The sequence below is a fragment of the Bradyrhizobium sp. cf659 genome (genome assembly GCF_900113725.1).
In the GTDB taxonomy this organism is placed as follows: domain Bacteria; phylum Pseudomonadota; class Alphaproteobacteria; order Rhizobiales; family Xanthobacteraceae; genus Bradyrhizobium.
Map to the genome: position 1 here is coordinate 582,313 of NZ_FOQJ01000003.1, position 26,997 is coordinate 609,309.

A 26,997-nucleotide genomic window follows, 5' to 3' on the forward strand; every position below is an offset into this window, starting at 1 on the left:
ATGGTTGCACTGAATCGCATCTATACGAAGACTGGTGACGACGGCACGACGGCGCTCGGCTCGGGCGAACGCCGTCCGAAATACGATCTGCGCATCGAAGCCTATGGCACGGTGGACGAGACCAATGCCGCGATCGGCGTCGTGCGTCTCCACACCCGTGATACGCCCGAGCTCGATGCGATGCTCGGCCGCATCCAGAACGATCTGTTCGATCTCGGCGCCGACCTCGCGGTGCCGGAGCGGGAAGGCAAGGCGGAACGGCTGCGGGTGGTGGCAAGCCAGGTCGAGCGACTCGAACACGACATCGACGCGCTCAACGACAAGCTCGCGCCGCTCACCTCCTTCGTGCTGCCCGGCGGCACGCCCGCCGCCGCCTACCTCCATGTCGCACGCACGATATGCCGCAGGGCGGAACGCGTGATTGTGGAACTGGCGGCCCAGCCGGGCGAGCCGGTCGGCGCCGCTGGCATCCAGTATATGAATCGCCTGTCGGACTTCCTGTTCGTGGCCAGTCGCGCCGCTAACCATAACGGCGCCGGCGACGTGCTCTGGGTTCCGGGCCAGAATCGCTGACCCATTAGAGCGGCGCATTTCTAAGGTCTAAAATTTGGCCCCTTCGCGCGTTGACCGGGCCCGGTCAGGCCTTTAGGTTCCGCGCCAGTTGATAACCCCCCTCCCAAATTGAGTGAAAGAGGATCGATGAAGGTCTTAGTGCCGGTAAAGCGGGTGGTCGATTACAACGTCAAGGTCCGCGTCAAGGGCGATGGATCGGGCGTTGAACTCGCCAACGTCAAGATGTCGATGAACCCGTTCGACGAAATCGCGGTCGAGGAAGCGCTGCGCCTGAAGGAAGGTGGCAAGGCCACCGAGGTCGTGGTGGTTTCCATCGGACCTGCGCAGGCGTCGGAGACGATCCGCACCGGTCTTGCCATGGGCGCCGATCGCGGCATCCTGGTGAAGGCCGAGGGCGCCGTCGAGCCGCTCGCCGTCGCCAAGATTCTGAAGAAGATCGCTGAGGAAGAGCAGCCGGGCCTGATCATCCTCGGCAAACAGGCGATCGACGACGACAGCAATCAGACCGGCCAGATGCTGGCCGCTCTGCTCGGCTGGTCGCAGGCGACGTTCGCCTCGAAGCTCGAGGTCGACGGCTCCGACTTCAAGGTCACCCGCGAAGTCGACGGGGGCTTGCAGACCGTCAAGCTGAAGGGACCGGCGATCGTCACCACCGACCTGCGTCTCAACGAGCCGCGCTACGCCTCGCTGCCCAACATCATGAAGGCCAAGAAGAAGCCGATCGCGGACAAGACCGTCGCCGATTACGGCGTCGACGTCACCGCGCGCCTCGAGGTTCTCAAGACGACCGAGCCGGCGGGCCGCAAGCCGGGCGTCAAGGTCAAGGACGTCGCCGAGCTGGTGTCGAAACTCAAGAACGAAGCCGGGGTGCTCTGATGACGACGCTTCTGATTGCCGAACACGACAACGCGTCGTTGAAGGATGCGACCAACAAGGCCCTGACCGCGGCCGCCGCGCTCGGTGCGGACGTCGAGGTGCTGGTGGCCGGCGAGGGTGCCAAGGCCGCGGCGGACGCCGCCGCCAAGCTCGCAGGCGTGAAGAAGGTGCTGCTCGCCGATGGCGCGCTTTACGCGCACGATCTTGCCGAGCCGCTGGCCGCGCTGATCGTCTCGCTGGCCCCGTCCTATGATGCGATCGTCGCGCCCGCGACCTCGCGCTTCAAGAACGTGATGCCGCGTGTCGCAGCCCTGCTCGACGTCATGCAGGTCTCCGAGATCATCAAGGTGGTCGCCCCCGATACCTATGAGCGTCCGATCTATGCCGGCAACGCCATCCAGACGGTGAAGTCGAAGGACGCCAAGAAGGTCATCACGGTGCGGACCTCCACCTTCGCCGCGGCGGGCGAAGGCGGCAGCGCGCCGGTCGAGAGCGTTCAGGCTGCGGCCGATCCGGGCCTGTCGTCCTTCGTCGGCGAGGAGGTCGCCAAGAGCGACCGTCCCGAGCTGACCTCGGCGAAGATCATCGTCTCCGGTGGCCGTGCCATGCAGAGCCGTGAGAATTTCGCCAAATACATCGAGCCGCTCGCCGACAAGCTCGGCGCGGGCGTCGGTGCCTCGCGCGCGGCGGTGGACGCCGGCTATGCGCCGAACGACTGGCAGGTCGGCCAGACCGGCAAGGTCGTCGCCCCCGAGCTCTATGTCGCGGTGGGCATTTCCGGCGCTATCCAGCATCTGGCCGGCATGAAGGACTCCAAGGTGATCGTCGCGATCAACAAGGACGAGGACGCGCCGATCTTCCAGGTCGCCGATTACGGCCTGGTCGCCGACCTCTACCAGGCGGTTCCGGAGCTGACGGCCGAACTCGGCAAGCTTGGCAAGTAAAAGACGTTCAAAACACCGGCCGGAGGTATAAACTCCGGCCGGTGTTTCATTTTTGAGGCGTTTTCTTTGGCGCGGGGCGCGCCGGGGGAGCGATCCAATCTAGGTTTCGAGCCAAGGTTCTGATTAAATCACGGTTCTGATCAAATCAGACCTCCCGGCTTGGGGGATAGACAGGCGCGATATGCGCGCCGTTCCGGTGGATGACATTATGGCGGCAGTGATCAAGAAGGTCGGCGTGATCGGCGCGGGTCAGATGGGCAATGGCATCGCGCATGTTGCGGCGCTGGCTGGCTACGACGTGGTGCTCAACGACGTTTCGGCCGACCGCCTCAAGTCGGGCATGGCCACCATCAACGGCAATCTGGCCCGCCAGGTCTCCAAGAAGGTCGTCACCGAGGAGGCCAAGACCAAGGCGCTGTCCCGCATCGTGGCCGCCGAGAAGCTCGACGACCTCGCCGACTGCGATCTCGTGATCGAGACCGCGGTCGAGAAGGAGGAGGTCAAGCGCAAGATCTTCCACGAGCTCTGCGCCGTGTTGAAGCCCGAGGCGATCGTCGCCTCGGATACGTCCTCGATCTCGATCACACGCCTTGCCGCCGCCACCGACCGGCCCGAGCGCTTCATCGGCATTCACTTCATGAATCCGGTGCCGCTGATGGAGCTGGTGGAGCTGATCCGCGGCATCGCCACCGACGATGCGACCTTCGAGGCGTCCAAGGAATTCGTCGCCAAGCTCGGCAAGCAGGTCGCGGTCTCCGAGGATTTCCCGGCCTTCATCGTCAACCGCATCCTGCTGCCGATGATCAACGAGGCGATCTACACGCTGTACGAAGGCGTCGGCAATGTCGAGGCGATCGACGCGGCGATGAAGCTCGGGGCGCACCATCCGATGGGTCCGCTCGAGCTTGCCGATTTCATCGGCCTCGATACCTGCCTGTCGATCATGCAGGTGCTGCACGAGGGCCTCGCCGATTCCAAATATCGCCCGTGCCCGCTCTTGGTGAAATACGTCGAGGCCGGCTGGCTCGGCCGCAAGACCCAGCGCGGCTTCTACGACTACCGCGGCGCCAAGCCGGTTCCGACGCGATAAGGCCGCAACGCCGCAGGGTGGGTAAAGGCGCGACGCGCCGTGCCCGCCATCTCTCCGCAACCAGGTTCCTGATTGGTGGGCACGCTTCGCTTTGCCCACCCTACTGCTCCGTGACAATTCATGTCGCGTTAACCGCTCGCGCCTAGGCTGCGCCCGGTACGAGGGTTCGCGTAATGGACATGATGGCAATGGTCAGCACCATGCTGGCCGCTCAGCAAGGCGCCTTGCAGTCGAATATTGCGGCGACGCTGACCAAGCAGAACATGGATATGGAGAAATCCACCGTCCTGACGCTGATGGGCGCCGGCCAGCCCTCGCTCGCCAATGTCGGCGCGGGTGTCGGCAATAATCTGAACGTCACCGCTTAAAGCGACGCGGCGGCCTTGCCCGTCGCAGCCCGGATCAGCTTGAGCGCGTCCTCGCTCGCCCATTCCGCCGGCCCCGCGATCGTCGCGATCTCGCAACCCTGCGGGTCGACCAGCACCGAGGTCGGCATGCCCAAGGCCCGGCCTATGGCCTTAAGATCCTGGAAAACCTTGGCTTTCTGATCGTTGAAATAGCCGAGCCGGGTCAGGTTGGCCTCTTTCAGGAAGGTCTTGGGCTTCTCGGGGTCGCGGGTATCGATATTGATCGCCACCACCTCGAAATTCGGGCCCGAAAGCTTGCCCTGGAGCTCGTCCAGTGCCGGCATTTCCTTCCGACACGGCACGCACCAGGTGGCCCAGAGGTTCACCAGCAGCGTCTTGCCGCGGAAATCGGACAGCTTTTTCGGCTTGCCGTCGGCGTCCTCGAAAGCGAGGTCGGGCAGCTTCAAGGGCGCGCTCGCCATGGTCAGCGCCGCCACCTCGCCATGGGCGAGCGGGGCGATTTTCTGCGCCGTAGCCACCGCCGCCCGGCAGGCCGGATCGCCTGTAGGCGCCCGGCTCAGGCCCAGTCCGTACAGCGCAGCGAAGCCGGCCAGCCCGCCGATCGCCACGGTGGCGATGACGAGGGGGATCCGGCGCGTGGCGGAGGGCTTCGTGTCGAGCATATCGTTTGTCATCCGGTCGCAGATATGGCTATCAGGGGCCTCTTAATACGGCTGGCGGCGGCCAGCAAACGTGGCCAGCGACAAGCAAGGCGTGAGCAGGGGATCATGAGCAACAAGATGTGGGGCGGCCGGTTCTCGGAACGTCCCGATGAGATCATGGAAGAGATCAACGTCTCCATCGACGTCGATCGTCACCTCTTTGCCCAGGACATTGCCGCGTCCAAGGCCCACGCCGCGATGCTTGCCACGCAGGGCATCATCACGGCCTCTGATGCGAAAAATATCGGCAAGGGTCTAGACACGATTTTGTCAGAGATCGGCAAGGGCGGCTTCACGTTCAAGCGCGCGCTCGAGGACATTCACATGAATGTCGAGAGCCGCCTGTCCGAGCTGATCGGCCCCGCCGCCGGCCGGCTGCACACCGCGCGCTCGCGCAACGACCAGGTCGCCACCGACTTCCGTCTGTTCGTCCGCGACGTCATCGACGAGACCGATGCGGCGCTCGCCGCGTTTCAGCAGGCGCTGGTCGAGCGCGCATTGGAGCATGCCGGCACCGTGATGCCCGGCTTCACGCATCTGCAGACCGCGCAGCCCGTGACCTTCGGCCATCACCTGCTCGCCTATGTCGAGATGGCCGGGCGCGACCGCGGCCGTTTCCAGGACGCGCGCAAGCGGCTCAACGAATCGCCGCTCGGCGCCGCCGCGCTCGCCGGCACCTCGTTCCCGATCGATCGGCACGCGACCGCAAAGGCGCTTGCCTTCGACCGGCCGATGGCGAACTCGCTCGACGCGGTCTCCGACCGCGACTTCGTGCTGGAGACGTTGTCGGCGGCCTCGATCTGCGCCGTGCACATGTCGCGCTTTGCCGAGGAGATCGTGATCTGGACCTCGCCGCTGGTGGGCCTGATCCGGCTCAGCGACAAGTTCACCACCGGCTCCTCGATCATGCCGCAGAAGCGCAACCCGGATGCCGCCGAGCTCGTGCGCGCCAAGACCGGCCGCGTCATCGGCGCGCTCAACGGTCTCCTGATCGTGATGAAGGGCCTGCCGCTCGCCTATCAAAAGGACATGCAGGAGGACAAGCAGGGCGCGATGGAGGGCTTTGCCGCGCTGTCGCTCGCGATCCGCGCCATGACCGGCATGGTCCGCGACCTCGTGCCCGATGAAGCGAAGATGAGGCTTGCTGCCGGCGAGGGCTACGCCACCGCGACCGATCTTGCCGACTGGCTGGTGCGGACGCTGAAGATGCCGTTCCGCGAGGCCCACCACGTCACCGGCCGCATCGTGGCCAAGGCCGCCGAGGGCGGCGTGGCGCTGCACGAGCTGCCGCTGAAGGAGATGCAGGCGATCGAGCCCAGGATCACCAAGGACGTGCTCGGCGTGCTCTCGGTCGAATCGTCGGTGAAGAGCCGGACCAGCTTTGGCGGCACCGCGCCGAAGAACGTAGCCTCCCAGGCCAAGGCCTGGCTGAAGCGGCTGGAAAAAGAGCGAAAATTGGGCTGAGGGCAAAATTTCGCTTATGTTTCATGGTCATCCGGCTCTCGCCAGAGTGCGCCAATCTCTGTATGGTGCGGCCCGCGTAGTGGGGATTTCGTCGTGACGTCAAAGTTTCGCCCGGCCGGCTCGGGGTGGGCCATCATTGTCTTGAGCCTGACGGCGCTCGCGCTTGCCGGCTGTGGCCGCAAGGGCCCGCTGGATTTGCCGCCAACCGCCTCCAACGTGCCCGCGGCCAACGGTGCTGCGCCGACCGACACCGAGACCGAAGCCCAGAAGACGCCGAGCGTGTTCAACCCCACCTACGGGGCCGATGCCGCCCCCGCGGCGTCCAAGGGCAGGAAGAAACCGTTTATTCTCGACCCGCTCCTGGACGACAAACCCAGCAGATAGGCTGGGGCAACTGAGCCAACGCCATGAACCATTTTGACTACCGCAACGGCGTGCTGCACGCCGAGGCGGTGAACCTGTCCGAGCTGGCCGCAACCGTCGGCACGCCGTTCTATTGCTATTCGACCGCAACGCTGGAGCGGCATTACCGCGTCTTCGCTGATGCTTTCGCCGGCGAGAAGGTGCTGGTCTGCTACGCCATGAAGGCGAACTCCAACCAGTCGGTGCTGCGCACGCTCGCCAAGCTTGGCGCCGGCGCCGACGTGGTCTCCGGCGGTGAGTTGAAGCGTGCGCTGGCCGCGGGTATCCCCGCCCGCAAGATCCTGTTCTCCGGCGTCGGCAAGACGGAAGAAGAGCTGCGCGCTGCGCTCGCCGCCGACATCCTCTGCCTCAACGTCGAATCCGAGCCGGAGCTCGAGCTGTTGTCGCGCCTTGCGACCGAGATGGGCAAGACCGCGCGGATTTCCGTGCGCGTCAATCCCGATGTCGACGCCGGCACGCATGCCAAGATCTCCACCGGCAAGTCCGAGAACAAGTTCGGCATCCCGATCGCGCATGCGCGCGAGGTCTATGCGCGCGCGGCGAAGATGCCCGGGATCCAGGTGACCGGCACCGACGTGCATATCGGCAGCCAGATCACCGACCTGTCCAAGATGGAGACGGCGTTTCGCATTCTCTCCGAATTCGTGCAGACGCTGCGTTCCGACGGCCACGACATCTCTCATGTCGATTTCGGCGGTGGCCTCGGCATTCCCTATTACATGGACCGCGAGGCGCCCCCGGCGCCCGATGCCTATGCCGCCATGGTCAAGCGCGTCAGCCATAATCTCGGCTGCACGCTGATGTTCGAGCCGGGCCGCATGATCGTCGGCAATGCTGGCATCCTGGTCGCCAAGGTGATCTATGTGAAGCACGGCGACGGCAAGAATTTCGTCATCATCGACGCCGCGATGAACGATCTGATCCGCCCGACGCTGTATGAAGCCCATCACGACATCCTGCCGGTGACGCAGCCGGCCAGCGATGCGGCGACGATGGTGGCCGATGTCGTCGGCCCGGTCTGCGAGACCGGCGATTATCTCGCGCTCGACCGCACGCTGCCGACGCCGAAGGCGGGCGATCTCCTCGCCATCATGACCGCCGGAGCCTATGGCGCGGTGCAGGCCGGCACCTACAACACGCGTGCACTGGTGCCCGAGGTGCTGGTGAAGGGCGACCAGTACGCCGTGGTGCGCCCGCGCATCGAGGTCGAGCAGCTCATCGCCATGGACACGCCGGCGCCGTGGCTGTGAGGCGCGACAGCGGCTCAACAATTTCGGTGTCGTCCCGGCGAAGGCCGGGACCCATAACCCCAGGGAGTGGTTTGACGAAGACTCGTCGTTCGGTACTCCTACCGCCCACAATCGATAGATTCCGCGGTATGGGTCCCGGCCTTCGCCGGGACGACGGCGGAGAAGGGCGCGCTACTTTCCCGCCAAACCACCCGTCTTCCCACCAACCACAACCCCCGCCTTCTTCTCGATCGGCTTGATCGCCGCGGTGAAATCGGACTCGGCGCCTTCCGCGCTGATCACGGTCTCCCACAGGCGCCCGACGGCGTCCGCGACCTCCATCGACAGGCCGAGCTGCTTCATTTCCTCCAGCGCGAGGCGGACGTCCTTCACCATCAGCCCCGTGGCGAAGCCGAAATCGAACGTGCGCGGCAGCACCGCGCGCGGAAACTTGTCGCGGCTCGCGGTGTTCATGCCCGAGCCGGCATTGATGACGTCGATCATCACGGCGGGATCGAGCCCGGCCTTCACACCCATGACGACCGCTTCCGATGTCGCCACGATCGCGGTGGCCGAGAGGAAATTGTTGGCGAGCTTCATGGTCTGGGCTGCGCCCGGCTTCTCGCCGATGAAGAACACCTTTCCGATCACATCGAGCGCGGGCTTCAGCAGCTCGAACTCCGCCTTCGGCCCCGACACCATCACCGCCAGCGTGCCCTTCTCGGCGCCGCCGACGCCGCCGGAGACGGGGCAGTCGATCTGCACGATGCCGCGCTTGGCGAGCAGGCCGTGAATCTTCGAAGCCATCGCCGAGCCGACGGTGGACAGATCGATGAAGCGCTTGACGCGCTTGCCCTCGATCACGCCATTCGTCCCCGTTGCAACTTCAAGCGAAGCTTGCAGCGAGGGCAGGCTCGCCATCACGGTCTCGACCTGATCGGCCACGTCCTTCGGTGATGTCGCTGGCGTCGCGCCGCGCGCGATCAGCTTGTCGACGACCTCCTTGCGCGTGTCGAACACGACGAGCTTGTGGCCCGCCTCGACCAGCCGCCGCGCCATCGGGAAACCCATGTTTCCGAGGCCGATGAATCCGATATCCATGGTGTTTCCTTGTTTTTCGTCTTTGTTGTTCATTGATCTGCGCGCCCCCATCCTCGGTGTCGTCCTGGCGAAAGCCAGGACCCATTACCCAAGGAGAAGTCGTGGCGCGAAGTGGTAACTCCGAGTCCCCGTAACCGCGTCCGGCGGTGGTTATGGGTCCTGGCTTTCGCCAGGACGACGTGGGTGAGCGACATTGCCTCCCTCACCCATGCGCCCCCTCACGCCTTCCCGTCGATCTCCGCGAACACCTCGCGCGCGATGCGGAAACTGTCGACTGCGGCCGGCATGCCGCCATAGATCGCGACCTGCATCAGGATCTCGCGGATTTCGTCGCGGGTGACGCCGTTGGTGAGCGCGCCCTTCAGATGCGCGCGGAATTCGTGCTGGCGGTTGAGGATCGCGATCATCGCGATGTTGAGCATGCTGCGGGTCTTGCGCGGCAGCTCCTCGCGGCCCCACACCGTGCCCCAGCAATATTCGTTGAGCATCTCCTGGAACGGGCGGTTGAAATCGTCGACGTTCTTCAGGGCGTTGTTGACATAGGCTTCCCCCAGCACCGCTTTGCGGACTTCCAGGCCCTTGTCGTGCATCTTCTTGTCCATGGCGTTTCCTTCGTTTCCCTTTTTGCTTGTCCCTTGGATGGCGGCGCGGAAATTACGGGGTTGCGGCGGGCCAGTCACGTCCTCGTGTTATGCGGGAAAAGGGGGCTCTCCCGTACAGGAACGGATGCCTCAGTGCTGCCGTTGTGATACGCTCTTCTTTACCGGGCAACCTGGAGAGCTGATTGAACGGCGTCACCCCCGACCCGTCAGACCCGATCCGCGATGGCGACGCTCTGTCGCGGCTGAAGCTGGCGCAGGCCCTCGATCGGGCCAGATATGCCATCGCGTGGGAGCGTGCCTGGCCGAATCTGGCGCGGCTTCTGACCGTCGTCGGCCTGTTCCTGGCGTTGTCCTGGGCCGGTCTCTGGCTGGCGCTGCCGTTCCTTGCCCGCGCCATTGGTCTCGTCGTTTTCGCCGGCGTCGCGATTGCCGCCCTGTTCCCGCTGGTTCGCTTCCGCTGGCCGAGCCGCGAGGAAGCTTTGCGCCGGCTCGACCGCGGCTCCGGCATCCGTCACCGCCCGGCCACCACGCTCACGGACACGCTGACCTCGCAGGACCCGGTCGCGAAGGCGCTGTGGCAGGCGCAGCGCGAGCGTACGCTGGCCTCGCTCAAGCGCATCCGTGCCGGTCTGCCGCGCCCGCGGCTCGCTCTCCACGATCCCTGGGCGCTGCGTGCGCTGGTCATGGTGATGCTGGTTGCGACCTTCTTCGCCGCCGGCAACGAGCGCGCGATGCGGCTCGGCGCGGCCTTCGACTGGAACGGCGTGCTGGCGCCGACCAACGTTCGCGTCGATGCCTGGGTCACGCCGCCGCTCTATACCGGCAAGCCGCCGGTGATCCTGTCGGCCGCCAACAAGGAGGCCGCGGCGCTGCCCGCCGGCGGCCCGCTCGCCGTTCCCGCCGGCTCGACCCTGATCGTGCGCTCCTCCGGCGGCAGCCTGGATGTCGCGGTCTCCGGCGGCCTCAAGGAGGTCGCCCCCACCGAAGCCACGCCCAAGGGCACCAACGAGAAGCATTTCGCCATCACCGGCGACGGCACCGCGCATGTCCGCGCCCCCTCCGGCCAGCCGCAATGGGCGTTTGCGGTAACGCCGGACCGCCCGCCGACGATCGCGCTGGCCAAGGATCCGGAGCGCCAGGCGCGCGGTGCGCTTCAGCTCTCCTACAAGATCGAGGACGATTACGGCGTCACCGGCGCCGAAGCGCAATTTGGCCTGCGCTCCGCCGATGCCAAAGATGGCAGCAAGGACGCCGATACCAAGGCTGCCGCACGGCCGCTGTTCCAGCCGCCGCAATTCCCGCTGGTGCTGCCGAATGCGCGCACCCGCAACGGCGTCGGCCAGACGGTGAAGGACCTCAGCGAGGATCCCTATGCCGGCGCCGACGTCACGCTGAGGCTCACCGCCAAGGACGAGGCCGGCAACGAGGCCCGAAGCGAACCCTTCAACATGCGCCTGCCCGAGCGGCTGTTCACGAACCCGCTCGCGCGCGCGCTGATCGAGCAGCGCCGCATCCTCGCGCTCGACGCCAACAAGAATTCCGACGTCTACGCCGCGCTCGACGCGCTGATGATCGCGCCCGAATTGTTCACCCCGGATGCCGGCTGCTACCTCGGTCTGCGCAGCTTGGCGCTCCAGCTCGAGGCGGCCCGCACCGACGACGCGATGCGTGACGTGGTGGCGAGCATGTGGGCGTTCGCGGTCACCATCGAGGACGACGGTGTCGCCGGCAGCGTCAACGCCGCGCTGCGCTCGGCGCAGGATGCGCTCAAGCGGGCGCTGGAACGCGGTGCCAGCGAGGACGAGATCCGGGTGCTGACGCAAAAGCTCCGCGAGGCCATGGCCGGCAAGGTGCGCGACCTCGCCCGGCGCGCCGAGCAAAATCCGCTGGGACCCCGGCAGCCGTTCCCGGCGGAGGTCCAGCTCATCCTCGACAAGGCCGTCGAGCTGCGACAAAAGACCCAGCACGCGACGCCCGACCAGCTCGAGGAGCTGGCGCAGCAGCAGGACGCTTTGCGCCAGCAGCTTCAGGCCTATCGCAAGTCGGCGAGCAACCGGGCCAAGGCGGGGGACGACGGGGCCAACCAGTTTACGCGGGACCGGAAATGCGGAAGCTAGCACGCGTGCCAGTCTTGAAGGCGATGTCGATCGCCTGCCTCGCCTTCCTGTTGGGAGGCCTCCCGTCCGTCGCTGCCCAGCAGGATCAGGATCCCGATGCGCTGCTCGATAGCGCGGAAAAGGCGATGCAGGATGCCGGCGATAACCTCCGGCAGAAGGAGTCCGGGCGCAGCCTGAGCAACCAATCCGACGCCATTCAGAAGCTCGAGGAGTACAAGCGCGCGACGGAAAGAAACCAGTCCTCCAATCGCGATCGCTCCGTCATCACGCAGCGGGATCTGGACGATCTCCTGAAGCAGATCGAGAAGGCGGCGCGCGAAGGCAATCGCGAGGCGGCGCAGCGCATGCTCGAGCAGCTGGCGCAGATCATGGAAAATCTCCAGATGGCGCAGCCCGGCCAATCCGGCGACAGCGACATGGAGCAGGCGCTCAACGAGCTCAGCGACATGATCCGCAAGCAGCAGCAATTGCGCGACAAGACCTACAAGCAGGGCCAGGATTCCCGGCGTGACCGCTCGCGCGGCAAGCCGCAGGGCGACCAGTCGATGTCGGACCTCCAGCAGGACCAGCAGGCGCTGCGCGACCGGCTGAAGAAGTTGCAGGACGAGCTCGCCAAGCGCGGCCTCACGCAGAAGGGACAAAAGGGCCAGAAAGGGCAACAGGGGCAGAAAGGTCAGCAGGGCGATCAGGGACAGCCCGGCCAGGATGGCGATCAGGACGGTGACCAAGGCGATGATGACGGCAGCCTGGACACCGCCGACGGTGCCATGGGCGATGCCGGATCAAAGCTCGGCGAGGGCAATGCGGATGGTGCCGTGGACTCGCAGGGCAAGGCTCTCGAAGCCTTGCGCAAGGGCGCGCAGAAGATGGCCGAGGCGATGCAGCAGGGCGATGGTGACGGGCAGGGCGATGGTCCGGGCAACCGGGCCGGCCGCCAGCAGAGCGGCGGCAATCAGACCGATCCGCTCGGTCGTCCGCTTCACGGCCGCGAGTACGGCGACGACTACACGGTCAAGATCCCCGGCGAGATCGACGCCCAGCGCGTCCGCCGCATCCTCGAAGAACTCCGCCGCCGCCTGGGCGATACCTCGCGTCCGCAGATCGAGCTCGATTATATCGAGCGGCTGCTGAAGGATTTTTGAGGCGATACCCCAACTATCTCCCCAATGTCGTCCTGGCGAAAGCCAGGACCCATTACCCCAAGGAGCGGTTTGGCGAAGACTCGTCGCCCGGTACGGCTATCGATTCCTGGAAGATAGACCTCGCGGTATGGGTCCTGGCCTTCGCCAGGACGACACCGTGTATGCAGGACGATAATCGCGTAACGGCAGTGCCGTAGCCTGGATGAGCGAAGCGACATCCGGGACGACTCTCCCCGCATGTCGCTTCGCTCATGCGGGCGACAAGCGCTGAAGTGACCGCCGCTACCCCTTCTTCGCCGCCAGCGCGTCCGCCACTGCGGTGCGGATGTCGGCGACCGAGAACGGTTTGGTCACGACGTCATGCACCAGCGCGTTGAGGTTCGAGGCGCGCTCGCGCTGGTCGGCAAATCCGGTCATCAGCAGAATGGTCAGGTCGGGGAAATCGCGCGCGGCGGATAGCGCCAGCGCGATGCCGTCCATGACCGGCATCTGGATGTCGGTGAGCAGCAAGTCGAATGCGCCGTCCTCGCGGGTCAGGATCTCCAGCGCCTCGGCGCCGTCCTGTGCGGTCACGGTCTGGTGCCCGTCCATGGCGATGGCGCGCGCCACCAGCTGGCGCATCGAATCCTCGTCGTCGGCGATCAAGATTTTTGGCATGGGACCAACCTTGGGACCAATCTCCCGTGCGGACCTTGCGAGCCTGATTACGCGCTGCCGCCGGCAATGTCGCGCCGGTTGAAGAAGCGAACGTCGATATTGCGGCCCTCCGGCGGAGGAGAGGCCAGGCGCGAGCGGAAGAAGGCCCGCTCGCCGGGCCGCAGCACGGTCTGCTCCAGCACCGTATTCCAAGCATAGATCTCAGCGCCTTGCGCGTCGCGCACCGCAAAGCGCAGCCGCGGGATGTCGAGCGGCTTCTTGCCCTCGCCGACGATGACGCCCTCGATCACCAGCACCTGCTTACCGTCAACGGTCTCGCTGGAGAGTTTGACGTCCTTGAAGGCCAGCCCGCGCAGGTTAACGTCGAGGCCGACCATCTTGTAGAAGGCTGCGGTCTGCGGCAGCAGCCGCACCATGTCGCCGCGCCAGACGATCAGGGCCAGCACCAGCGCGCCCATGGCGGCGCAGGCGGTCGGCAGGCCGAAATGGGACTTTCGCGGCGCCGCGGTGGGGGCTTGACGCCTCACCCGTGCCCCGCGCCGGCTGAACAGGCCGCGGAACCAGGACTGGTGCTGCGCGCCGGCGACCTCATCCTCGGCCTCCCGGGCCGCCGCCGACCATTCGTCCTCGGCTTCCTTGGCGTCCTCGTCCGGCCAGTCGCTGGCGATGGAAGGGCTGTCGACGACAGGCGTGTCGGTGGCGCCGTCGTCCTTGGCGTAGGAGTTCCACTGCTCGGCGAGGTCGGACTGGTCGTCGGCCTGGCTGGCTGCGGCCATGGCCGGGACGGACGCCTCCTCGATGGCATCCTCGGCATAGGCGACCCAGGTCTGCTTGCACCGGGAGCAGCGGACTGTCCGCCCGTTCGCCCCCAGGCTTGCAAGCTTGATGGCGTAGGATGTCGTACAATGGGGGCAGACGATATGCATGGACGAGCCTTGATGCATGAACGAGTCTTGACGATGCCAGGGTCGCGGAGACCCGGGCGTCCAGGATGCTACAGGGCGACCGTTAACGAACCGGAAACCATAACGGTCGCAAAAACCGTTGATCGCGTGTGGCGGAGCGTCGCGTCGCGGCCATCGCCCCCTCTCGAACGGAGCTGAGCTTGGTTCGGTTCGAAAATGTCGGATTGCGTTACGGTCTGGGGCCGGAGATCCTGCGCGACCTCAATTTCCAGATCCCGGCGCACTCCTTCCAGTTTCTCACCGGCCCGTCCGGCGCCGGCAAGACCTCGCTCTTGCGCCTGCTGTTCCTGTCGCACCGGCCGACGCGCGGCCTCGTCAACCTGTTCGGCCACGACATTTCGCAGCTCGGCAAGGACGAGATCGCTGACCTGCGCAAGCGCATCGGCATCGTGCTCCAGGATTTCCGCCTGCTCGATCACATGACGACCTACGAGAACGTCGCGCTGCCGTTCCGCGTCATGGGCCGCAGCGAGTCGAGCTATCGCAAGGAGGTCATCGACCTCCTGCGCTGGGTCGGACTCGGCGAGCGCATGGACGCGCTGCCGCCGATCCTGTCCGGCGGCGAGAAGCAGCGTGCGGCGATCGCGCGCGCGGTGATCTCGCGGCCGCAGCTTCTGCTCGCGGACGAGCCGACCGGCAGCGTCGATCCGACGCTCGGCCGCCGCCTGCTGCGCCTTTTCATCGAGCTCAACAAATCCGGCACCGCCGTCATCATCGCGACCCACGACATCGGCCTGATGGACCAGTACGAGGCGCGGCGGCTGGTGCTGCATCAGGGACGGCTGCACGTCTATGAGTAGGACCGACGATCGCGGCGTGCTGGTCGATCTCGGACAGGAGCGTCCGCAGCTTCCGGCCAAGGCGCGCAACATGTCGCCGATCGTGCCGCGCGCCTCGATCCACGGCCGCGCGCTGGTTGCCGTCGTCGCCATCATGACCTTCCTCGCCTCGATGACCACCGGTACGGTGCTGCTGGTCAGCGCCTCCGCCGCCGAATGGCAGTCGGATGTCGCGAGCGAGATCACCATCCAGATTCGCCCGCAGTCCGGGCGCGACCTCGAGCGCGACACCGCCGCGGTGACCGAAGCGATGCGCGCCCAGGCCGGCATCGTCGAGGTCAAGCCGTTCACCAAGGACGAGAGCGGCAAGCTGCTCGAGCCCTGGCTCGGCACCGGCCTGTCGATGGACGATCTGCCGGTGCCGCGCATGATCATCGCGCGCGTGCAGCCCGGCACGGCGCTCGATCTCGTCGCCTTGCGCGCCCGCGTGACGCAAGTGGCGCCAAGCGCCAGCGTCGACGATCACCGCGCCTGGATCGAGCGGATGCGCTCGATGACCAATGCCACCGTGCTCGCTGGTCTCGGCATCCTCGCGCTCGTCATCATCGCGACCATCATCTCGGTGTCGTTCGCCACCCGCGGCGCCATGGCGGCGAACCGCCCGATCGTGGAGGTCCTGCATTTCGTCGGCGCCGGCGATCGCTACATCGCCAACCGCTTCCTGCGCCATTTCCTCAGGCTGGGCCTGGAGGGCGGCGTGATCGGCGGCGGCGCCGCCATGCTGGTGTTCGGCTTCTCCGAGTCGATCGCCGGCTGGTTTTCGGGGACGCCCGTCGGCGACCAGTTCGCCGCCCTGCTCGGCACCTTCTCGCTGCGGCCCTCCGGCTATGTCGTGCTCGCGGTGCAGGCAGTCCTGATCGGCGCCATCACCGCCGTCGCCTCGCGCCAGACGCTGTTCGCGACGCTGAATGATGTGGATTGAGTGAAGTGTATGGTTGAGTGAAATGCTTGCCGCGGGCTCGCTGCTTTCCCTTCTTCCCTTGTGGGAGAGGGTGAAGAAACCGGACTCCACTTCGCCTCAAAACGTTTTAAAATCATCCGGGGAAGGGATTACCGACATCGCATGACCTCGCCGACCGACGATCGATCGCCGAAATTGCCGCGTGGCTGGCTGCGCGCAGCCGTGGTGTCGACGATCGCGTTCGCCTTCGTCGGCGCGGCGGCGGGCTTCATCGCGTTCCTGTCGCAATTGCGTGGCGCCGAGATCGTGCCGGACCGCAAGGCAGACGGCATCGTGGTCTTGACCGGCGGCTCCTCGCGGGTGTCGGATGCGATGGAGCTGCTGGCTGCCGGTTACGGCAGGCGGCTGCTGATTTCCGGCGTGCATCCGACCTCGACCGCAAGCGACATCTCGCGGACCCTGCCGGAGAACCAGTCCTTCATGACCTGCTGCGTCGACCTCGACCGCACCGCGCTCTCGACCCGCGGCAATGCGGCGGAGGCGCGCCGCTGGGCGCAGGCGCGCCGCTTCAAATCGCTGATCGTGGTGACCTCGAATTATCACATGCCGCGCGCGCTGGTGGAATTCTCGCACGCGATGCCGCAGACGATTCTGATCCCGTTCGCCGTGGTCGGCGACAAATGGCGCGAGGAGCCGTGGTGGGCCTCGGCGTCCACCTTGCGGCTGCTGCTGTCGGAATATGTCAAGTACATTGCGGCCGAACTCAGGGTGCGGCTGGAGGATTTCGGGATTGACCTTTCGCCCGAAGTATCGGAGCAGCCTCCCGGGATGCAGCCGAAGCGGCCCGCCACTGCACAGGCCAATTGATCGGCAATTGATCGGATCGTCGATGTTCTTGATTTTCCTGCGCTCGCTCCTGTTCAACGTGCTGTTCTATGCCGTGCTGGTGTGTCTCGCGATCGTGGCGCTGCCGACCTTTGCGATGCCGCCGCGCGCCATGCTGACGGTCGCGGAATGGTGGGCGAAGGCGACGCTGGTCCTGATGCGGGTGATCTGCAACATCAAGGTGGAATTCCGCGGGCAGGAGAAGATCCCGAAGGGGCCGCTGGTGATCGTGGCAAAGCATCAATCGTTCTGGGAAACCTTCGTGTTGCCGGGGTTCTTCGACCGCCCGATCTTCATCCTCAAGCGCCAGCTCATGCAGATTCCGGTGTTCGGTCAGTTCCTGGTCAAGACCGGGATGATCGCGATCGATCGCAAGGCCGGCGTGAAGGCGCTGCTGGACATGACGCGGCGGGCGCGCGCGGCGGTGCGCAGCGGCCGCCAGCTCGTGATCTTTCCGGAGGGCACGCGCCGCGCGCCGGGCGCGCCCCCCGACTACAAGACCGGCTTTGCGCAGATCTATTCGTCCTGCGGCGTGCCGTGTCTGCCGATCGCGCTCAATTCCGGCCTGTTCTGGCCGCGCCGCACCTTCATGCGCTATCCCGGCACGCTGGTGGTGGAGTTTCTCGATCCGCTGCCGGCGGGCCTGCCGAAGGACGAGTATCTCTCCCGCGTGCAAACGGCGATCGAAGAGGCGACCGGCCGCCTCGTCGAAGCGGGCCGCAAGGAGCAGGAGCAATTGATCGGTTCGGCACCGAGCTACGCGCCGACCGGCAGCTAGCGACTTTCGCGGTCTTCGCTCGGAGCCGGCGCGTGCAGGGAATGCGCTTCCCCATGCAGCATGGTCGCGAGCTGATGCAGTTGCGCGTCGCGAAAGCCTTCGGCCTCGATCGCCTTCACCGTCGCGGTCACGTAGTCGCGGTTGGCCCCGGACTGGCCGTGACCCTGGAGCACGTGGCGATGTTGATCGGCGAGCGACAGCCGGCCGGCATATTGCGCATGGCCGCGGTCGACGACATAAGCGAGTGCGGAGACGCGCTGCCGCGCATCGTTCTCCAGCCACACCGAACGCATCACCTCGCGATAGACCGACGTCACCTGCTCGCGTTCCCGCAAATAGGCGACGACGTCGGCGCGGTCCTTTTCGGCGACGCGGAAGGCGATACCGCGACAGGCGCCGCCGCGATCGAGCCCGAGCACCAGGCCCGGCTTCTCCGGCGTGCCGCGATGCACGAAGGAATAGACGCAGAGCGCACGATGCTCGCCGACCAGCCGCGCCGGGACGCGCTCCCTAAATTCGAAGCCCGGCCGCCACATCAGCGAGCCATAGCCGAACACCCAGAGGTCGCCCTTGGCTGTCGTGACGGAGGGGAGGGTGATTTCCGACATGGCGGGCACGGCTACCAGAACCGCGCCTCCAAGCGAAGTGAATTCTCCGCCTTTCGTCGCAGCCGAACCTCGCTTACATTTGCCATCATCTGAGGTCAAAGGGTCGCCGCATGTCCAATCTGACCGTTGCCGCAGGCCGCCGCCCCCGTTGGGGCCTTTTCATCGCACCCATTCTCCTCCTGATCCTCGCCGTCGCGTGGAGCTGCTTCTGGTTCTATGCCGCTTCGCAGGCCGAGATCGCCGCGGACGCCTGGCGCGCGCAGGAGGCCAAGTCCGGCCGCATCTATGATTGCGCCAAGCGCTCGATCGCGGGCTTCCCGTTCCGCTTCGAGGTCCAGTGTTCCGGTGCCAGCGTCGCCCTGGTCTCGCAGAACGCGAGCAAGACGCCGTTCACGGCCAAGCTCGACAACATCCTGGTCGTCGCCCAGGTCTACGATCCCAAGCGCGTCATCGCCGAATTCTCCGCGCCGGCAACCCTCACCGACGGCGTTACGCAAAACACCTTCGTGGTGAACTGGAGCAAGGGCCGTAGCAGCGTGGTCGGCCTGCCGGCGGTGCCCGACCGCGCCTCCATCGTGTTCGACGATCCCGTCATCAACCGGCTCGACGGCAGCGTGCAGGTGCCGCTCGCGCGCGCCAAGCAGGTCGAGTTGCACGGGCGCCTCGCGGACGGATCGCCGTCCGATCATCCCGTGATCGAGACCGTGCTCCATGTCGCGCAGGGCAGCATCCAGGGCGTGCACCCCTTGCTTGCCGAGCCGTTCGAGGCGGACACGCGCGCCAAGGTCACCGGCCTCTCCGACCTCACGCCAAAACCTTGGCCGCAGCGCTTCCGCGAGATCCAGGCCGCCGGCGGCCATATCGAGATCGTGCAGTCGCGGATCCAGCAGGGCGAGATGATCGCGGTCGCAGCCGGCACGCTCGGACTCTCGGCCAATGGCCGACTCGACGGCGAATTGCAGATGACGGTGACGGGCCTCGAGCGGGTGATCCCGGCGCTCGGCATCGAGAAGATGCTGGAAGAGGGCGTGCCGCAGGCAACCCTCGACCGCGTCGCACCCGGCGTGAAGTCGCAGGATCTCAACAATCTGTTCGGCGCGCTCGATCGCGCCGTCCCCGGCCTCGGCAAGGTCATCAAGCAGAACGCCAATGCCGGCGTTGCCGCCGGCATCAATTCGATCGGCACCGAGAGCACGCTGGAAGGCAAGAAGGCCCGCAGCTTCCCGCTGAAATTCGTGGACGGCGCCGTGCTGCTCGGCCCGGTCAAGGTCGGCCAGATCCCGCCGCTGTATTAAAACCTCTCTCGTCATTCCGCGGCGATGCGTAGCATCGAACCCGGAATCCATTTCACCGCGTGCGCCGTGGCCCAATGGATTCCGGGCTCGCCCTTCGGGCGCCCCGGAATGACAGGAGCTACGGCTTCTTCAGCGCCGCATGCGGCCGGCCGAAGTCGGGCGCCGCCGAATCCTGGCCGATCTCGACGATGCCGCGACGGATGGCGCGGGTACGGGTGAAGTGGTCGAACAGCGCCTCGCCGTCGCCGCGCCGGATCGCGCGGGTGAGTTTTGCCAGATCCTCGGTGAAGGTGCCGAGCATCTCCAGCACGGCCTCCTTGTTGGCGAGGAAGACGTCGCGCCACATCGTCGGGTCGGACGCTGCGATGCGGGTGAAATCGCGGAAGCCGCCGGCAGAGAACTTGATCACTTCCGATTCCGTCACTTGCTGCAGCTCGTCGGCGGTGCCGACGATGGTGTAGGCGATCAGATGCGGCAGATGGCTGGTGATCGCGAGCACGAGATCATGGTGATCCGGCGTCATCACCTCGACCTTGGCACCCATCGCCGCCCAGAAGGCGCGCAAGCGATCGGTGGCCGACGCGTCGACGCCTTCCGGTGGGGTGAGGATGCACCAGCGGTTGATGAAGAGCTCGGCGAAGCCGGAGTCCGGGCCCGAGTGCTCGGTGCCGGCCACGGGGTGTGCCGGCACGAAATGAACGGTCTTCGGCAGATGCGGCGCCATGTCCCTGACGATCGCGCCCTTCACGGAGCCGACGTCGGAGACGATCGCGCCGGGCTTCAGATGCGCGGCGATCTCCTGCGCCACCGGTCCGCAGGCGCCGACGGGAATGCAGAGGATGACGAGATCGGCATCCTTCACGGCCTCCACATTCGTCGCCACGACCTGGTCGACGATGCCGAGCTCGAGCACGCGGGCGCGCGTCTTCTCCGAGCGCGCGGTGGTGACGATCTCGCCGGCCAGGCCCTGGAGCTTCGCAGCGCGCGCGATCGAGCCGCCGATCAGGCCGAAGCCGATCAGGGCGACGCGCTGGAAATGCGGCTGTACGCTCATTTGCCGGCCATGAAGTCGCGCAAACCGTCGACGACGAGGCGGTTGGCCTCCTCGGTGCCGATGGTCATGCGCAGTGAATGCGGCAGGCCGTAGTTCTTCAGTGCCCGCAGCACGAGGCCCCGCTTGGTCAGGAAGGCATCGGCCTCGTCCGAGGTCCTGCCCTTGTCGGTCGGGAAGTGGATCAGCACGAAATTGGCGACGCTCGGCGTCACCTTCAGCCCGAGCTTGCCGATCTCCTCGGTGAGCCAGTTGCGCCAGGTCTCGGTGAACTGCTTCGACATCGCCTGATGCGCGGTGTCCTCGATCGCGGCGACCGCGGCATACATCGCCGGCGTCGACACGTTGAACGGACCGCGGATGCGGTTGATCGCGTCGATGATGTGCTCGGGGCCGAACATCCAGCCGATGCGCAGCGCGGCGAGGCCGTGGATCTTGGAGAAGGTGTGGGTCACCACGGTGTTCTCGGTGGTGGCGACGAGCTCGATCCCCATTTCGTAGTCGTTACGGGAAACGTAGTCGGAATAGGCGGCGTCCAGCACCAGCAGCACGTGCGAGGGCAGGCCGGCGCGCAGGCGCTTAACCTCGTCGAACGGAATATAGGTGCCGGTCGGGTTGTTCGGATTGGCGAGCCACACCAGCTTCGTCTTCGGCGTCACAGCCTTGAGGATGGCGTCGACGTTGCAGGTGAAGTTGGTCTCCTGTGCGATCACGTTCCTGGCGCCGACCGCCATGGTCGCGATCGGATAGACCAGGAAGCCGTGCGTGGTCGAAATCGCCTCGTCGCCCTGGCTGAGATAGGTGTGGGCGAGCAGGTTGAGGATCTCGTCCGAGCCCGCGCCGCAGATGATGCGGTTGGGGTCGAGGCCGAAGCTGCGGCCGATCGCCTCGCGCAGCACGCGGGAGGTGCCTTCCGGATAGTCTTCCAGATGATCAGCCACGTTCTTGAAGGCCTCGATCGCCTTGCGCGAGGGACCGAACGGCGTCTCGTTGGCCGAGAGCTTGAACACCTTGCGGCCCGGTTCCGGCACCGGGCTCTTGCCGGGCGTGTAAGGCGCAATATCGAGAATGCCGGGGTTCGGCACGGGGCGGGACATCTTCAACTCCGGAATGGCAGGCGGCTCGTGACTTACGATTTCGACCCGGTCGGGGGCACCGTATAGCGCGTTGCGTGGCTGCCGACGAGGGCCGTGGAGCGCACCGAGGCCCCCGCCTCGATCAGGGCAGCCTTGATCTTGTCGATGCTGCTCGCGCCCGTGACCGAGACCAGCAGCGCCGCGCCGTCGAAGGCGGTATCGGGCACCGCCACGATGTCGGCGAGCGGCGACAGCGCCCGCGCGATCTCGGCATTCCACCCCGAGACACGCACGCTGAAGGTCTCCACCTCCGTCACCAGGGCGCTGTCGGCGACGCGCGAGATCGCGAACACGGGCAGCGCGGCCGGATGGTCGGCGCGCTCGACGAAAGGCATCCGCGCGATGATCTTCGGTGCGCCTTCGGCTTCCAGCTCCAGCCACCACGGGGTGCGGCTGGAAGTCGCCGAGACCAGCGCCAGATCGCCCTTGGATTTCGCCACCGCCTCGACCGCCGCCTGCGCGCTGAAATGCGCGACGTAAGGCACGGTGAAGCCGAAATGGAATCGCACGGAATCGCGCATCGCGGGCTCGCTCACCGAGATGTCGGCATGCACCGCGAACGGTGCCTGCACGTAAGTGAACGTCGCGATGATGACGCGCCAGATGCTCTCGACCGTGTCGAGCGGCAGGATGCCGCGATGGCGCTCCACGATCCGCCGCATCATGTCGGCCTCGCGCGCCGGCCGGAACGCAGAGCCGACCTCCTGGGTCTGCTTCACCTGGATCAGGCGGTCGATGATGTCGCCGCGCTGCATCAGGAGGCGATGCATGCCCTCGTCGATCGCGTCGATCTCCTTGCGCAATTCCTGCAGCGATGGTGGCGCGGGCGGACGTTGGGACATATCTGGCAAGTGCTGTTGAGAGGCGTTCCAATGCGGGTCGGCCAAGTAGATCAGTAAGGTCGGACCCGCTGCGGTCGATGTCTTGATTAGGCAGTCGGAGCGGCGAAAGCAAAGAGAAATGCAAAGGGAAATTGGGCCCTTTCGGCCGACGCGACAGGACGAATTTGGTTAATCCGGACCGTATCTTGACGAAAACCGTCCAAGCCGCTAAGTTTTGCCTGTTCCGTGGTCATTTGAGCCGGCCGGCTTGCAGCCACGTTAAAAAACTCGCTAAACAGGCCGGGGACGCTTCCGATCCCGGCCGAACCTATCGTTCAGGCCGGGTTTTTTATGGCCTGATGTCAGTGGCGGTCTGAAGTCCGATCGCAAACGAGGTCGATGGTCAGAGATGGTTGGCGTCACATCGCTTCCGAGTCCCGCGATCAGTGCCGATGAACGGTCGCATGAGGTGGATCATCCGAGCTCGCAGGTCGTGCATTTCGGCGCCGACCAGCCGCTGCGGCTCGACTGCGGCATAGATCTCACCCCGTTCCAGATCGCCTACCAGACCTATGGCGAGCTGAACGCCGATCGTTCCAACGCCATCCTGATCTGCCATGCGCTGACCGGCGACCAGCATGTCGCCAATGTGCACCCCGTCACCGGCAAGCCCGGTTGGTGGGAAACGTTGGTCGGTGCGGGCCGTCCGCTCGATCCGAGCCAATACTTCATCATCTGCGCCAATGTCATCGGTGGCTGCATGGGCTCGACCGGGCCTGCCTCGATCAATCCTGCGACCGGCAAGGTGTGGGGCCTGGATTTCCCGGTCATCACCATCCCCGACATGGTTCGCGCGCAGGCGATGCTGATCGACCGGCTCGGCATCGACACGCTATTCGCTGTGGTCGGCGGCTCGATGGGCGGCATGCAAGTGCTGCAATGGACGGCGGCCTACCCCAAGCGCGTGTATTCCGCACTGGCGATTGCCTGCTCGACGCGGCACTCGGCGCAGAACATCGCCTTTCACGAGCTCGGCCGCCAGGCCGTGATGGCCGATCCCGACTGGCACAATGGCGGCTATGCCGATCACGGCATCCATCCGCATCGTGGGCTCGCGGTTGCACGGATGGCGGCGCACATCACCTATCTCTCCGACGCCGCGCTGCATCGCAAGTTCGGCCGGCGCATGCAGGACCGCGATCTGCCGACCTTCTCGTTCGACGCCGACTTCCAGGTCGAGTCCTATCTGCGCTACCAGGGCTCGTCCTTTGTCGAGCGCTTCGACGCCAACTCCTATCTCTATCTGACGCGCGCGATGGACTATTTCGACATCGCCGGCGACCATGGCGGCGTGCTGGCGAAGGCGTTCACCGGCATCAAGACGCGCTTCTGCGTGGTCTCCTTCACCAGCGACTGGCTGTTTCCGACCTCGGAATCGCGCGCGCTGGTGCATGCGCTGAATGCGTCGAGCGCGCGGGTGTCGTTTGCCGAGATCGAGACCGATCGCGGCCATGACGCCTTCCTGCTCGACGTGCCCGAATTCTTCGACATCGCCCGCGCCTTCCTGGAATCGGCAGGCAAGGCGCGCGGACTCAACGGCAAGAACAGCTAACGAGGGTGGCCAGGATGTCAGTGCAGGAAGTGCTGCCGCTGGGCGGCCTTGACTCGGAGCGATCAGGTCATTTTCGCGCCGACCATCTGCTCGTTGCCGAAATGGTCAAGCCGGGCTCGAAGGTGCTCGATGTCGGCTGCGGCGACGGCGACCTGCTCCAGCTTCTGGAGACCCGCGGCATCGACGGCCGCGGCATCGAATTGTCGCGCGAGGGCGTCAACCGGTGCGTCGCCAAGGGCCTCGCGGTGGTGCAGGGCGACGCCGATACCGACCTCGTGAACTATCCCGATGATGCCTTCGACTACGTGATCCTGTCGCAGACGCTCCAGGCGACGCGGCAGCCGCGTGTGGTGCTGGAGAATCTGCTGCGCATCGGTCGCCGCGCCATCGTGTCGTTCCCGAACTTCGGCTTCTGGAAGATGCGGCTCCAACTCCTGATCGGCGGCCACATGCCGCGCACCGAGAACCTGCCGGCGACCTGGTACGACACCGCCAACATCCACTTCTGCACCATCAAGGATTTCGTCGAGCTCTGCGACGAGATCAACGTCAAGATGGAACGCTCGGTGGCGCTCGATCTCTATGGCCGCCCGGTGCCGCTGAACCTGCCCTGGTGGGTGTGGAACATGTTCGGCGAGCAGGGGGTGTTTCTGCTGACACGCGGCGGAGGGAAGTAATCCCTCCGTCATTCCGGGACGGCACGACGTCGAGCCCGGCTGCGGACGCACGCATCCGCGTGACCGCGAGGCTTTGCCGTTGACGCAGGTCAACCTTCCCAAGGCACCGGGCATTAGGCTTGTTCGGCGTGGGTGGGTCGAACGGGCATGCATCAGGACATTCTCATCATTGGCGGCTATGGCGTCGTTGGTCGCCGCATCGCGCTGGACCTCGCTCCGGACTATCCGGAACGGATCGTGGTCGGTGGCCGCAATCTGACGCGTGCCAACGCGTGTGCCGTCGAGATCGGACATGGCGTTCGCGGCCGCGCGATCGATATTCTCGATCCTCAATCGATCGCCGCAGCGCTGAAAGGCGTGACCGCCGTGATCAGCTGCATCGATCAGCCTGGCCGCACGGTGTTGCATGCGTCGATCGCTCGCGGCCTCGCATACACGGACATCACGCCGCATCTGACCGAGCTTGGGCGTGGTGCGGCCTATGAGAGCATTGATGCGGCCGCTCGGGCCGCGGGAGCCCGCGTCGTTCTCGGAACCGGAATCGTCCCCGGCATCTCCAGTGTGATTGTACGCGCCCTCGCAGACAGGCTGGGAGGCTGCGATGACATCGAGACCGCGCTGCTGCTCGGCGCGAACGACGTCAGCGGACCGGCCTCATTCGACTATTTTCTGCAAGAGCTGACGATGCCGTTCGATATCAGAGTCGACGGACGGGATGTCCGCGCCTCGCCGTTCAGCGAGCCCCGTGCCGTCGACTTCGGGCCACCCGTTGGCGTCCATTCCGCCTATCTCTTCCCATTCTCGGACCAGGTTCTTTATCCGCGAACCATGGGCGCGAATTCGGTGCGCACGCGGCTCGCAATCGAGCCGTCCTGGCTCGCTGGCTTGCTCGCGGTTCTCTCGAAAACCGGTGCCCGACGCCTGCTGTCGATCGATTCGATCCGTCACCGCATCGCGCAGACACGGCGCGACCGCCCCTCGCGCGATGGAGCGCGCTTCGCGCTGCGCGTGGATGTGACGCACAATGGATCGACACAGTGCGCGATCCTCCATGGCCGTACCCAGGCTGATGCGGCCGCCGCCGGTGCTTCCGGAGTGGCGCGTGCCTTGATCGAAAGAAGGGTGCCCGAACCCGGCGCGTGGATGCCGGAGCAGGTCATCGAGCCCGGTCCGTTCTTCGCGAGGCTGGCCAAGAACGGGTTGCGCGTTGAGTTTCCAACGGGCTGATGCGCGCCGATCAAGGGGGCGCGCCTAGCCGGCCGGCAGCGACCTCGGATCGCGTGCCGGCCATCTTCCCGCTTCCACCAGTGTGACAAACCGCTCCACGGTCTCGTTGAACAGCGCGGGCTCCTCGAGATTGAGCACGTGCCCCGACTTCGGAAACATCGCGAGGCCCGCGGCCGGAAGATGCTTCTTCAAGAACAGGCTCGGCCCGACGCAGGGATCGTCCTCGTCGCCGCAGATGACCAGCGCCGGCGTTGCGGCGCCCCGGATCGCGTTCGTCATCGTGTAGATAGAGGGACGGCCGCCCTGGAAGCCGCGCATGGTGCTCGCCGATCCCCTGGCATCGTGCCGCGCCAGCGCGGCGTAGAAATCGGCGTGGCCGCGCGGGTCCTTGACCAGGAAGGGAATCCGGCTCGGCGCCTCGCGCGTGACTTTTGCCACCTCCGTGGAGCCGAGCGTCTCGAACTGCTCGGCATTGGCGCGGCATTGCTTGCGCCAGGCGTCGAGAGTCTCGATCTCCGAGCCTGAGCCGACGCCGGCGAGCGTCATCGACAGCGCACGCTGCGGCGCGTTCAGTCCGATCTGAAGCGATGAATAAGCGCCCATCGAGAGCCCGACGAGATGCGCACGATCGATCTTGAGATGATCGAGCACCGCGAGCGCGTCGGTGTAGAAATGCGTGTAGGTGTAGACCTCGCCCTCAGGCACGTCCGACGGCGTGTAGCCGCGCGCCGAATAGGTGATACAGCGGTGGCCGCGCGAGAAGTAACGCATCTGCGGCTCCCAATTGGTGTAGTCGGCCGCGAATTCGTGCAGGAAGATGATCGGCGTTCCGTGGCCCGCTTCCTCGAAATAGATGCGGACGTCGTCCCTGGTCGTGGCGTGGGGCATTAACCGTTTCCCTCTCTTCAAGCCGTG

Annotated in this window: 28 protein-coding genes and 1 riboswitch; of the genes, 18 read left to right on the plus strand and 10 right to left on the minus strand. The window is 65.7% G+C overall.

Annotated features, from left to right (window positions below):
• From BM118_RS16795 to BM118_RS16815, 5 genes are all read left to right on the plus strand, one after another.
• On the plus strand, positions 1-573 hold the full coding sequence (locus BM118_RS16795) for a cob(I)yrinic acid a,c-diamide adenosyltransferase (protein WP_092186640.1): 573 nt from the start codon (positions 1-3) through the stop codon (positions 571-573).
• A gap of 126 nt (positions 574-699) precedes the next feature.
• The gene (locus BM118_RS16800; protein ID WP_092186641.1) at positions 700-1,449 is read left to right on the plus strand and encodes an electron transfer flavoprotein subunit beta/FixA family protein; all 750 of its coding nucleotides are present in this window, start codon (positions 700-702) and stop codon (positions 1,447-1,449) included.
• Complete coding sequence (locus tag BM118_RS16805; RefSeq protein WP_011084196.1) at positions 1,449-2,393, plus strand: electron transfer flavoprotein subunit alpha/FixB family protein; 945 nt, start codon at positions 1,449-1,451, stop codon at positions 2,391-2,393. The genes BM118_RS16800 and BM118_RS16805 overlap by 1 nt, the downstream gene beginning before the upstream one ends.
• 208 nt (positions 2,394-2,601) lie before the next feature.
• Positions 2,602-3,483: a 3-hydroxybutyryl-CoA dehydrogenase gene (locus tag BM118_RS16810; RefSeq protein ID WP_092187034.1), complete on the plus strand. Its 882-nt coding sequence runs from the start codon at positions 2,602-2,604 to the stop codon at positions 3,481-3,483.
• Between the two features lie 173 nt (positions 3,484-3,656).
• Positions 3,657-3,851 (plus strand): hypothetical protein, encoded by a 195-nt coding sequence (locus tag BM118_RS16815; protein ID WP_027544315.1) that lies wholly within the window; start codon positions 3,657-3,659, stop codon positions 3,849-3,851.
• Here BM118_RS16815 and tlpA read toward each other — a convergent pair.
• Complete coding sequence (gene tlpA, locus BM118_RS16820; protein ID WP_092187035.1) at positions 3,848-4,513, minus strand: thiol:disulfide interchange protein TlpA; 666 nt, start codon at positions 4,511-4,513, stop codon at positions 3,848-3,850. The two genes, BM118_RS16815 and tlpA, sit on opposite strands and share 4 nt — an antisense overlap.
• 105 nt (positions 4,514-4,618) lie before the next feature.
• Here tlpA and argH point away from each other — a divergent pair, with 105 nt between their 5' ends.
• From argH to lysA, 3 genes are all read left to right on the plus strand, one after another.
• Positions 4,619-6,016, plus strand: a complete 1,398-nt coding sequence (gene argH / locus BM118_RS16825; RefSeq protein WP_092186642.1) for an argininosuccinate lyase — start codon at positions 4,619-4,621, stop codon at positions 6,014-6,016.
• 93 nt (positions 6,017-6,109) lie between these two features.
• Complete coding sequence (lptM, locus tag BM118_RS16830; RefSeq protein WP_092186643.1) at positions 6,110-6,400, plus strand: LPS translocon maturation chaperone LptM; 291 nt, start codon at positions 6,110-6,112, stop codon at positions 6,398-6,400.
• A 23-nt stretch (positions 6,401-6,423) separates the two neighbouring features.
• Complete coding sequence (lysA, locus tag BM118_RS16835; RefSeq protein WP_092186644.1) at positions 6,424-7,689, plus strand: diaminopimelate decarboxylase; 1,266 nt, start codon at positions 6,424-6,426, stop codon at positions 7,687-7,689.
• Between the two features lie 171 nt (positions 7,690-7,860).
• On the opposite strand, the gene BM118_RS16840 is transcribed toward lysA, so the two are convergent.
• A complete protein-coding gene (locus BM118_RS16840) occupies positions 7,861-8,769 on the minus strand; it encodes an NAD(P)-dependent oxidoreductase (RefSeq protein WP_092187036.1) in 909 nt (302 codons plus the stop codon).
• A gap of 218 nt (positions 8,770-8,987) precedes the next feature.
• Positions 8,988-9,371 carry a carboxymuconolactone decarboxylase family protein gene (locus tag BM118_RS16845; protein ID WP_008567285.1) on the minus strand — a complete coding sequence of 128 codons (384 nt, stop codon included), beginning with the start codon at positions 9,369-9,371 and terminating at the stop codon, positions 8,988-8,990.
• 182 nt (positions 9,372-9,553) lie between these two features.
• Between BM118_RS16845 and BM118_RS16850 the strand changes: the two genes are divergently transcribed.
• Positions 9,554-11,488, plus strand: coding sequence for a TIGR02302 family protein (locus BM118_RS16850; protein ID WP_092186645.1), 1,935 nt, complete (start codon positions 9,554-9,556; stop codon positions 11,486-11,488).
• Positions 11,476-12,630, plus strand: coding sequence for a DUF4175 family protein (locus tag BM118_RS16855; RefSeq protein ID WP_092186646.1), 1,155 nt, complete (start codon positions 11,476-11,478; stop codon positions 12,628-12,630). Before BM118_RS16850 ends, BM118_RS16855 begins: the two co-directional genes overlap by 13 nt.
• 282 nt (positions 12,631-12,912) lie before the next feature.
• On the opposite strand, the gene BM118_RS16865 is transcribed toward BM118_RS16855, so the two are convergent.
• Complete coding sequence (locus BM118_RS16865; RefSeq protein WP_092186647.1) at positions 12,913-13,287, minus strand: response regulator; 375 nt, start codon at positions 13,285-13,287, stop codon at positions 12,913-12,915.
• A gap of 47 nt (positions 13,288-13,334) precedes the next feature.
• A complete protein-coding gene (locus tag BM118_RS16870; protein ID WP_177234380.1) occupies positions 13,335-14,213 on the minus strand; it encodes an MJ0042-type zinc finger domain-containing protein in 879 nt (292 codons plus the stop codon).
• Positions 14,214-14,392: 179 nt separating this feature from the next.
• On the opposite strand from BM118_RS16870, the gene ftsE reads away from it, so the two are divergent.
• The 4 genes from ftsE (at position 14,393) to BM118_RS16890 (ending at position 17,655) form a co-directional block, all read left to right on the plus strand.
• Positions 14,393-15,052 (plus strand): cell division ATP-binding protein FtsE, encoded by a 660-nt coding sequence (gene ftsE / locus BM118_RS16875; RefSeq protein ID WP_027544305.1) that lies wholly within the window; start codon positions 14,393-14,395, stop codon positions 15,050-15,052.
• Positions 15,045-16,013 (plus strand): cell division protein FtsX, encoded by a 969-nt coding sequence (locus BM118_RS16880; protein WP_092186649.1) that lies wholly within the window; start codon positions 15,045-15,047, stop codon positions 16,011-16,013. Before ftsE ends, BM118_RS16880 begins: the two co-directional genes overlap by 8 nt.
• Positions 16,014-16,154: 141 nt before the next feature.
• Entirely contained in the window at positions 16,155-16,859 is a 705-nt protein-coding gene (locus BM118_RS16885) for a YdcF family protein (protein ID WP_092186650.1), read from the plus strand.
• A 22-nt stretch (positions 16,860-16,881) separates the two neighbouring features.
• Positions 16,882-17,655, plus strand: coding sequence for a lysophospholipid acyltransferase family protein (locus BM118_RS16890; RefSeq protein WP_092187037.1), 774 nt, complete (start codon positions 16,882-16,884; stop codon positions 17,653-17,655).
• On the opposite strand, the gene BM118_RS16895 is transcribed toward BM118_RS16890, so the two are convergent.
• Positions 17,652-18,263 (minus strand): gamma-glutamylcyclotransferase, encoded by a 612-nt coding sequence (locus BM118_RS16895; RefSeq protein WP_177234381.1) that lies wholly within the window; start codon positions 18,261-18,263, stop codon positions 17,652-17,654. The two genes, BM118_RS16890 and BM118_RS16895, sit on opposite strands and share 4 nt — an antisense overlap.
• 110 nt (positions 18,264-18,373) lie before the next feature.
• Here BM118_RS16895 and BM118_RS16900 point away from each other — a divergent pair, with 110 nt between their 5' ends.
• Complete coding sequence (locus BM118_RS16900; protein ID WP_092186652.1) at positions 18,374-19,558, plus strand: DUF2125 domain-containing protein; 1,185 nt, start codon at positions 18,374-18,376, stop codon at positions 19,556-19,558.
• A gap of 118 nt (positions 19,559-19,676) precedes the next feature.
• On the opposite strand, the gene BM118_RS16905 is transcribed toward BM118_RS16900, so the two are convergent.
• Genes BM118_RS16905 through BM118_RS16915 form a run of 3 tightly spaced genes read right to left on the minus strand, consistent with a single transcriptional unit; the run spans position 19,677 to position 22,587 of the window.
• Positions 19,677-20,612: a prephenate/arogenate dehydrogenase family protein gene (locus BM118_RS16905; RefSeq protein WP_092186653.1), complete on the minus strand. Its 936-nt coding sequence runs from the start codon at positions 20,610-20,612 to the stop codon at positions 19,677-19,679.
• A complete protein-coding gene (hisC, locus tag BM118_RS16910; RefSeq protein ID WP_092187038.1) occupies positions 20,609-21,706 on the minus strand; it encodes a histidinol-phosphate transaminase in 1,098 nt (365 codons plus the stop codon). Before hisC ends, BM118_RS16905 begins: the two co-directional genes overlap by 4 nt.
• 32 nt (positions 21,707-21,738) lie before the next feature.
• The gene (locus BM118_RS16915; RefSeq protein ID WP_092186654.1) at positions 21,739-22,587 is read right to left on the minus strand and encodes a chorismate mutase; all 849 of its coding nucleotides are present in this window, start codon (positions 22,585-22,587) and stop codon (positions 21,739-21,741) included.
• A gap of 215 nt (positions 22,588-22,802) precedes the next feature.
• A riboswitch (SAM riboswitch) is annotated at positions 22,803-22,882 on the plus strand.
• Between the two features lie 93 nt (positions 22,883-22,975).
• Here BM118_RS16915 and metX point away from each other — a divergent pair.
• From metX to BM118_RS16930, 3 genes are all read left to right on the plus strand, one after another.
• Entirely contained in the window at positions 22,976-24,178 is a 1,203-nt protein-coding gene (gene metX, locus BM118_RS16920) for a homoserine O-acetyltransferase MetX (RefSeq protein WP_092186655.1), read from the plus strand.
• Positions 24,179-24,192: 14 nt separating this feature from the next.
• Positions 24,193-24,855 carry a methionine biosynthesis protein MetW gene (gene metW, locus BM118_RS16925; protein WP_177234382.1) on the plus strand — a complete coding sequence of 221 codons (663 nt, stop codon included), beginning with the start codon at positions 24,193-24,195 and terminating at the stop codon, positions 24,853-24,855.
• A gap of 147 nt (positions 24,856-25,002) precedes the next feature.
• On the plus strand, positions 25,003-26,082 hold the full coding sequence (locus BM118_RS16930) for a saccharopine dehydrogenase family protein (RefSeq protein ID WP_092186657.1): 1,080 nt from the start codon (positions 25,003-25,005) through the stop codon (positions 26,080-26,082).
• Between the two features lie 24 nt (positions 26,083-26,106).
• Here BM118_RS16930 and BM118_RS16935 read toward each other — a convergent pair whose 3' ends face one another.
• Positions 26,107-26,970 (minus strand): alpha/beta fold hydrolase, encoded by an 864-nt coding sequence (locus BM118_RS16935; protein WP_092186658.1) that lies wholly within the window; start codon positions 26,968-26,970, stop codon positions 26,107-26,109.
• Positions 26,971-26,997: the final 27 nt, after the last annotated feature.

Excerpts from the sequence above, each read along its gene's own strand:
- BM118_RS16930 (WP_092186657.1), top strand. The coding sequence starts at position 25,003 with ATGCATCAGGACATTCTCATCATTGGCGGCTATGGCGTCGTTGGTCGC.
- BM118_RS16905 (WP_092186653.1), bottom strand. The coding sequence starts at position 20,612 with ATGAGCGTACAGCCGCATTTCCAGCGCGTCGCCCTGATCGGCTTCGGC.
- BM118_RS16935 (WP_092186658.1), bottom strand. The coding sequence starts at position 26,970 with ATGCCCCACGCCACGACCAGGGACGACGTCCGCATCTATTTCGAGGAA.
- tlpA (WP_092187035.1), bottom strand. The coding sequence starts at position 4,513 with ATGCTCGACACGAAGCCCTCCGCCACGCGCCGGATCCCCCTCGTCATC.
- hisC (WP_092187038.1), bottom strand. The coding sequence starts at position 21,706 with ATGTCCCGCCCCGTGCCGAACCCCGGCATTCTCGATATTGCGCCTTAC.
- BM118_RS16855 (WP_092186646.1), top strand. The coding sequence starts at position 11,476 with ATGCGGAAGCTAGCACGCGTGCCAGTCTTGAAGGCGATGTCGATCGCC.
- metW (WP_177234382.1), top strand. The coding sequence starts at position 24,193 with ATGTCAGTGCAGGAAGTGCTGCCGCTGGGCGGCCTTGACTCGGAGCGA.
- BM118_RS16880 (WP_092186649.1), top strand. The coding sequence starts at position 15,045 with ATGAGTAGGACCGACGATCGCGGCGTGCTGGTCGATCTCGGACAGGAG.
- BM118_RS16800 (WP_092186641.1), top strand. The coding sequence starts at position 700 with ATGAAGGTCTTAGTGCCGGTAAAGCGGGTGGTCGATTACAACGTCAAG.
- BM118_RS16900 (WP_092186652.1), top strand. The coding sequence starts at position 18,374 with ATGTCCAATCTGACCGTTGCCGCAGGCCGCCGCCCCCGTTGGGGCCTT.
- BM118_RS16865 (WP_092186647.1), bottom strand. The coding sequence starts at position 13,287 with ATGCCAAAAATCTTGATCGCCGACGACGAGGATTCGATGCGCCAGCTG.
- BM118_RS16840 (WP_092187036.1), bottom strand. The coding sequence starts at position 8,769 with ATGGATATCGGATTCATCGGCCTCGGAAACATGGGTTTCCCGATGGCG.
- BM118_RS16885 (WP_092186650.1), top strand. The coding sequence starts at position 16,155 with ATGACCTCGCCGACCGACGATCGATCGCCGAAATTGCCGCGTGGCTGG.
- BM118_RS16795 (WP_092186640.1), top strand. The coding sequence starts at position 1 with ATGGTTGCACTGAATCGCATCTATACGAAGACTGGTGACGACGGCACG.
- metX (WP_092186655.1), top strand. The coding sequence starts at position 22,976 with ATGGTTGGCGTCACATCGCTTCCGAGTCCCGCGATCAGTGCCGATGAA.
- BM118_RS16915 (WP_092186654.1), bottom strand. The coding sequence starts at position 22,587 with ATGTCCCAACGTCCGCCCGCGCCACCATCGCTGCAGGAATTGCGCAAG.
- BM118_RS16870 (WP_177234380.1), bottom strand. The coding sequence starts at position 14,213 with ATGCATATCGTCTGCCCCCATTGTACGACATCCTACGCCATCAAGCTT.
- BM118_RS16890 (WP_092187037.1), top strand. The coding sequence starts at position 16,882 with ATGTTCTTGATTTTCCTGCGCTCGCTCCTGTTCAACGTGCTGTTCTAT.
- lysA (WP_092186644.1), top strand. The coding sequence starts at position 6,424 with ATGAACCATTTTGACTACCGCAACGGCGTGCTGCACGCCGAGGCGGTG.
- BM118_RS16815 (WP_027544315.1), top strand. The coding sequence starts at position 3,657 with ATGGACATGATGGCAATGGTCAGCACCATGCTGGCCGCTCAGCAAGGC.
- BM118_RS16895 (WP_177234381.1), bottom strand. The coding sequence starts at position 18,263 with ATGTCGGAAATCACCCTCCCCTCCGTCACGACAGCCAAGGGCGACCTC.
- BM118_RS16810 (WP_092187034.1), top strand. The coding sequence starts at position 2,602 with ATGGCGGCAGTGATCAAGAAGGTCGGCGTGATCGGCGCGGGTCAGATG.
- BM118_RS16845 (WP_008567285.1), bottom strand. The coding sequence starts at position 9,371 with ATGGACAAGAAGATGCACGACAAGGGCCTGGAAGTCCGCAAAGCGGTG.
- BM118_RS16805 (WP_011084196.1), top strand. The coding sequence starts at position 1,449 with ATGACGACGCTTCTGATTGCCGAACACGACAACGCGTCGTTGAAGGAT.
- argH (WP_092186642.1), top strand. The coding sequence starts at position 4,619 with ATGAGCAACAAGATGTGGGGCGGCCGGTTCTCGGAACGTCCCGATGAG.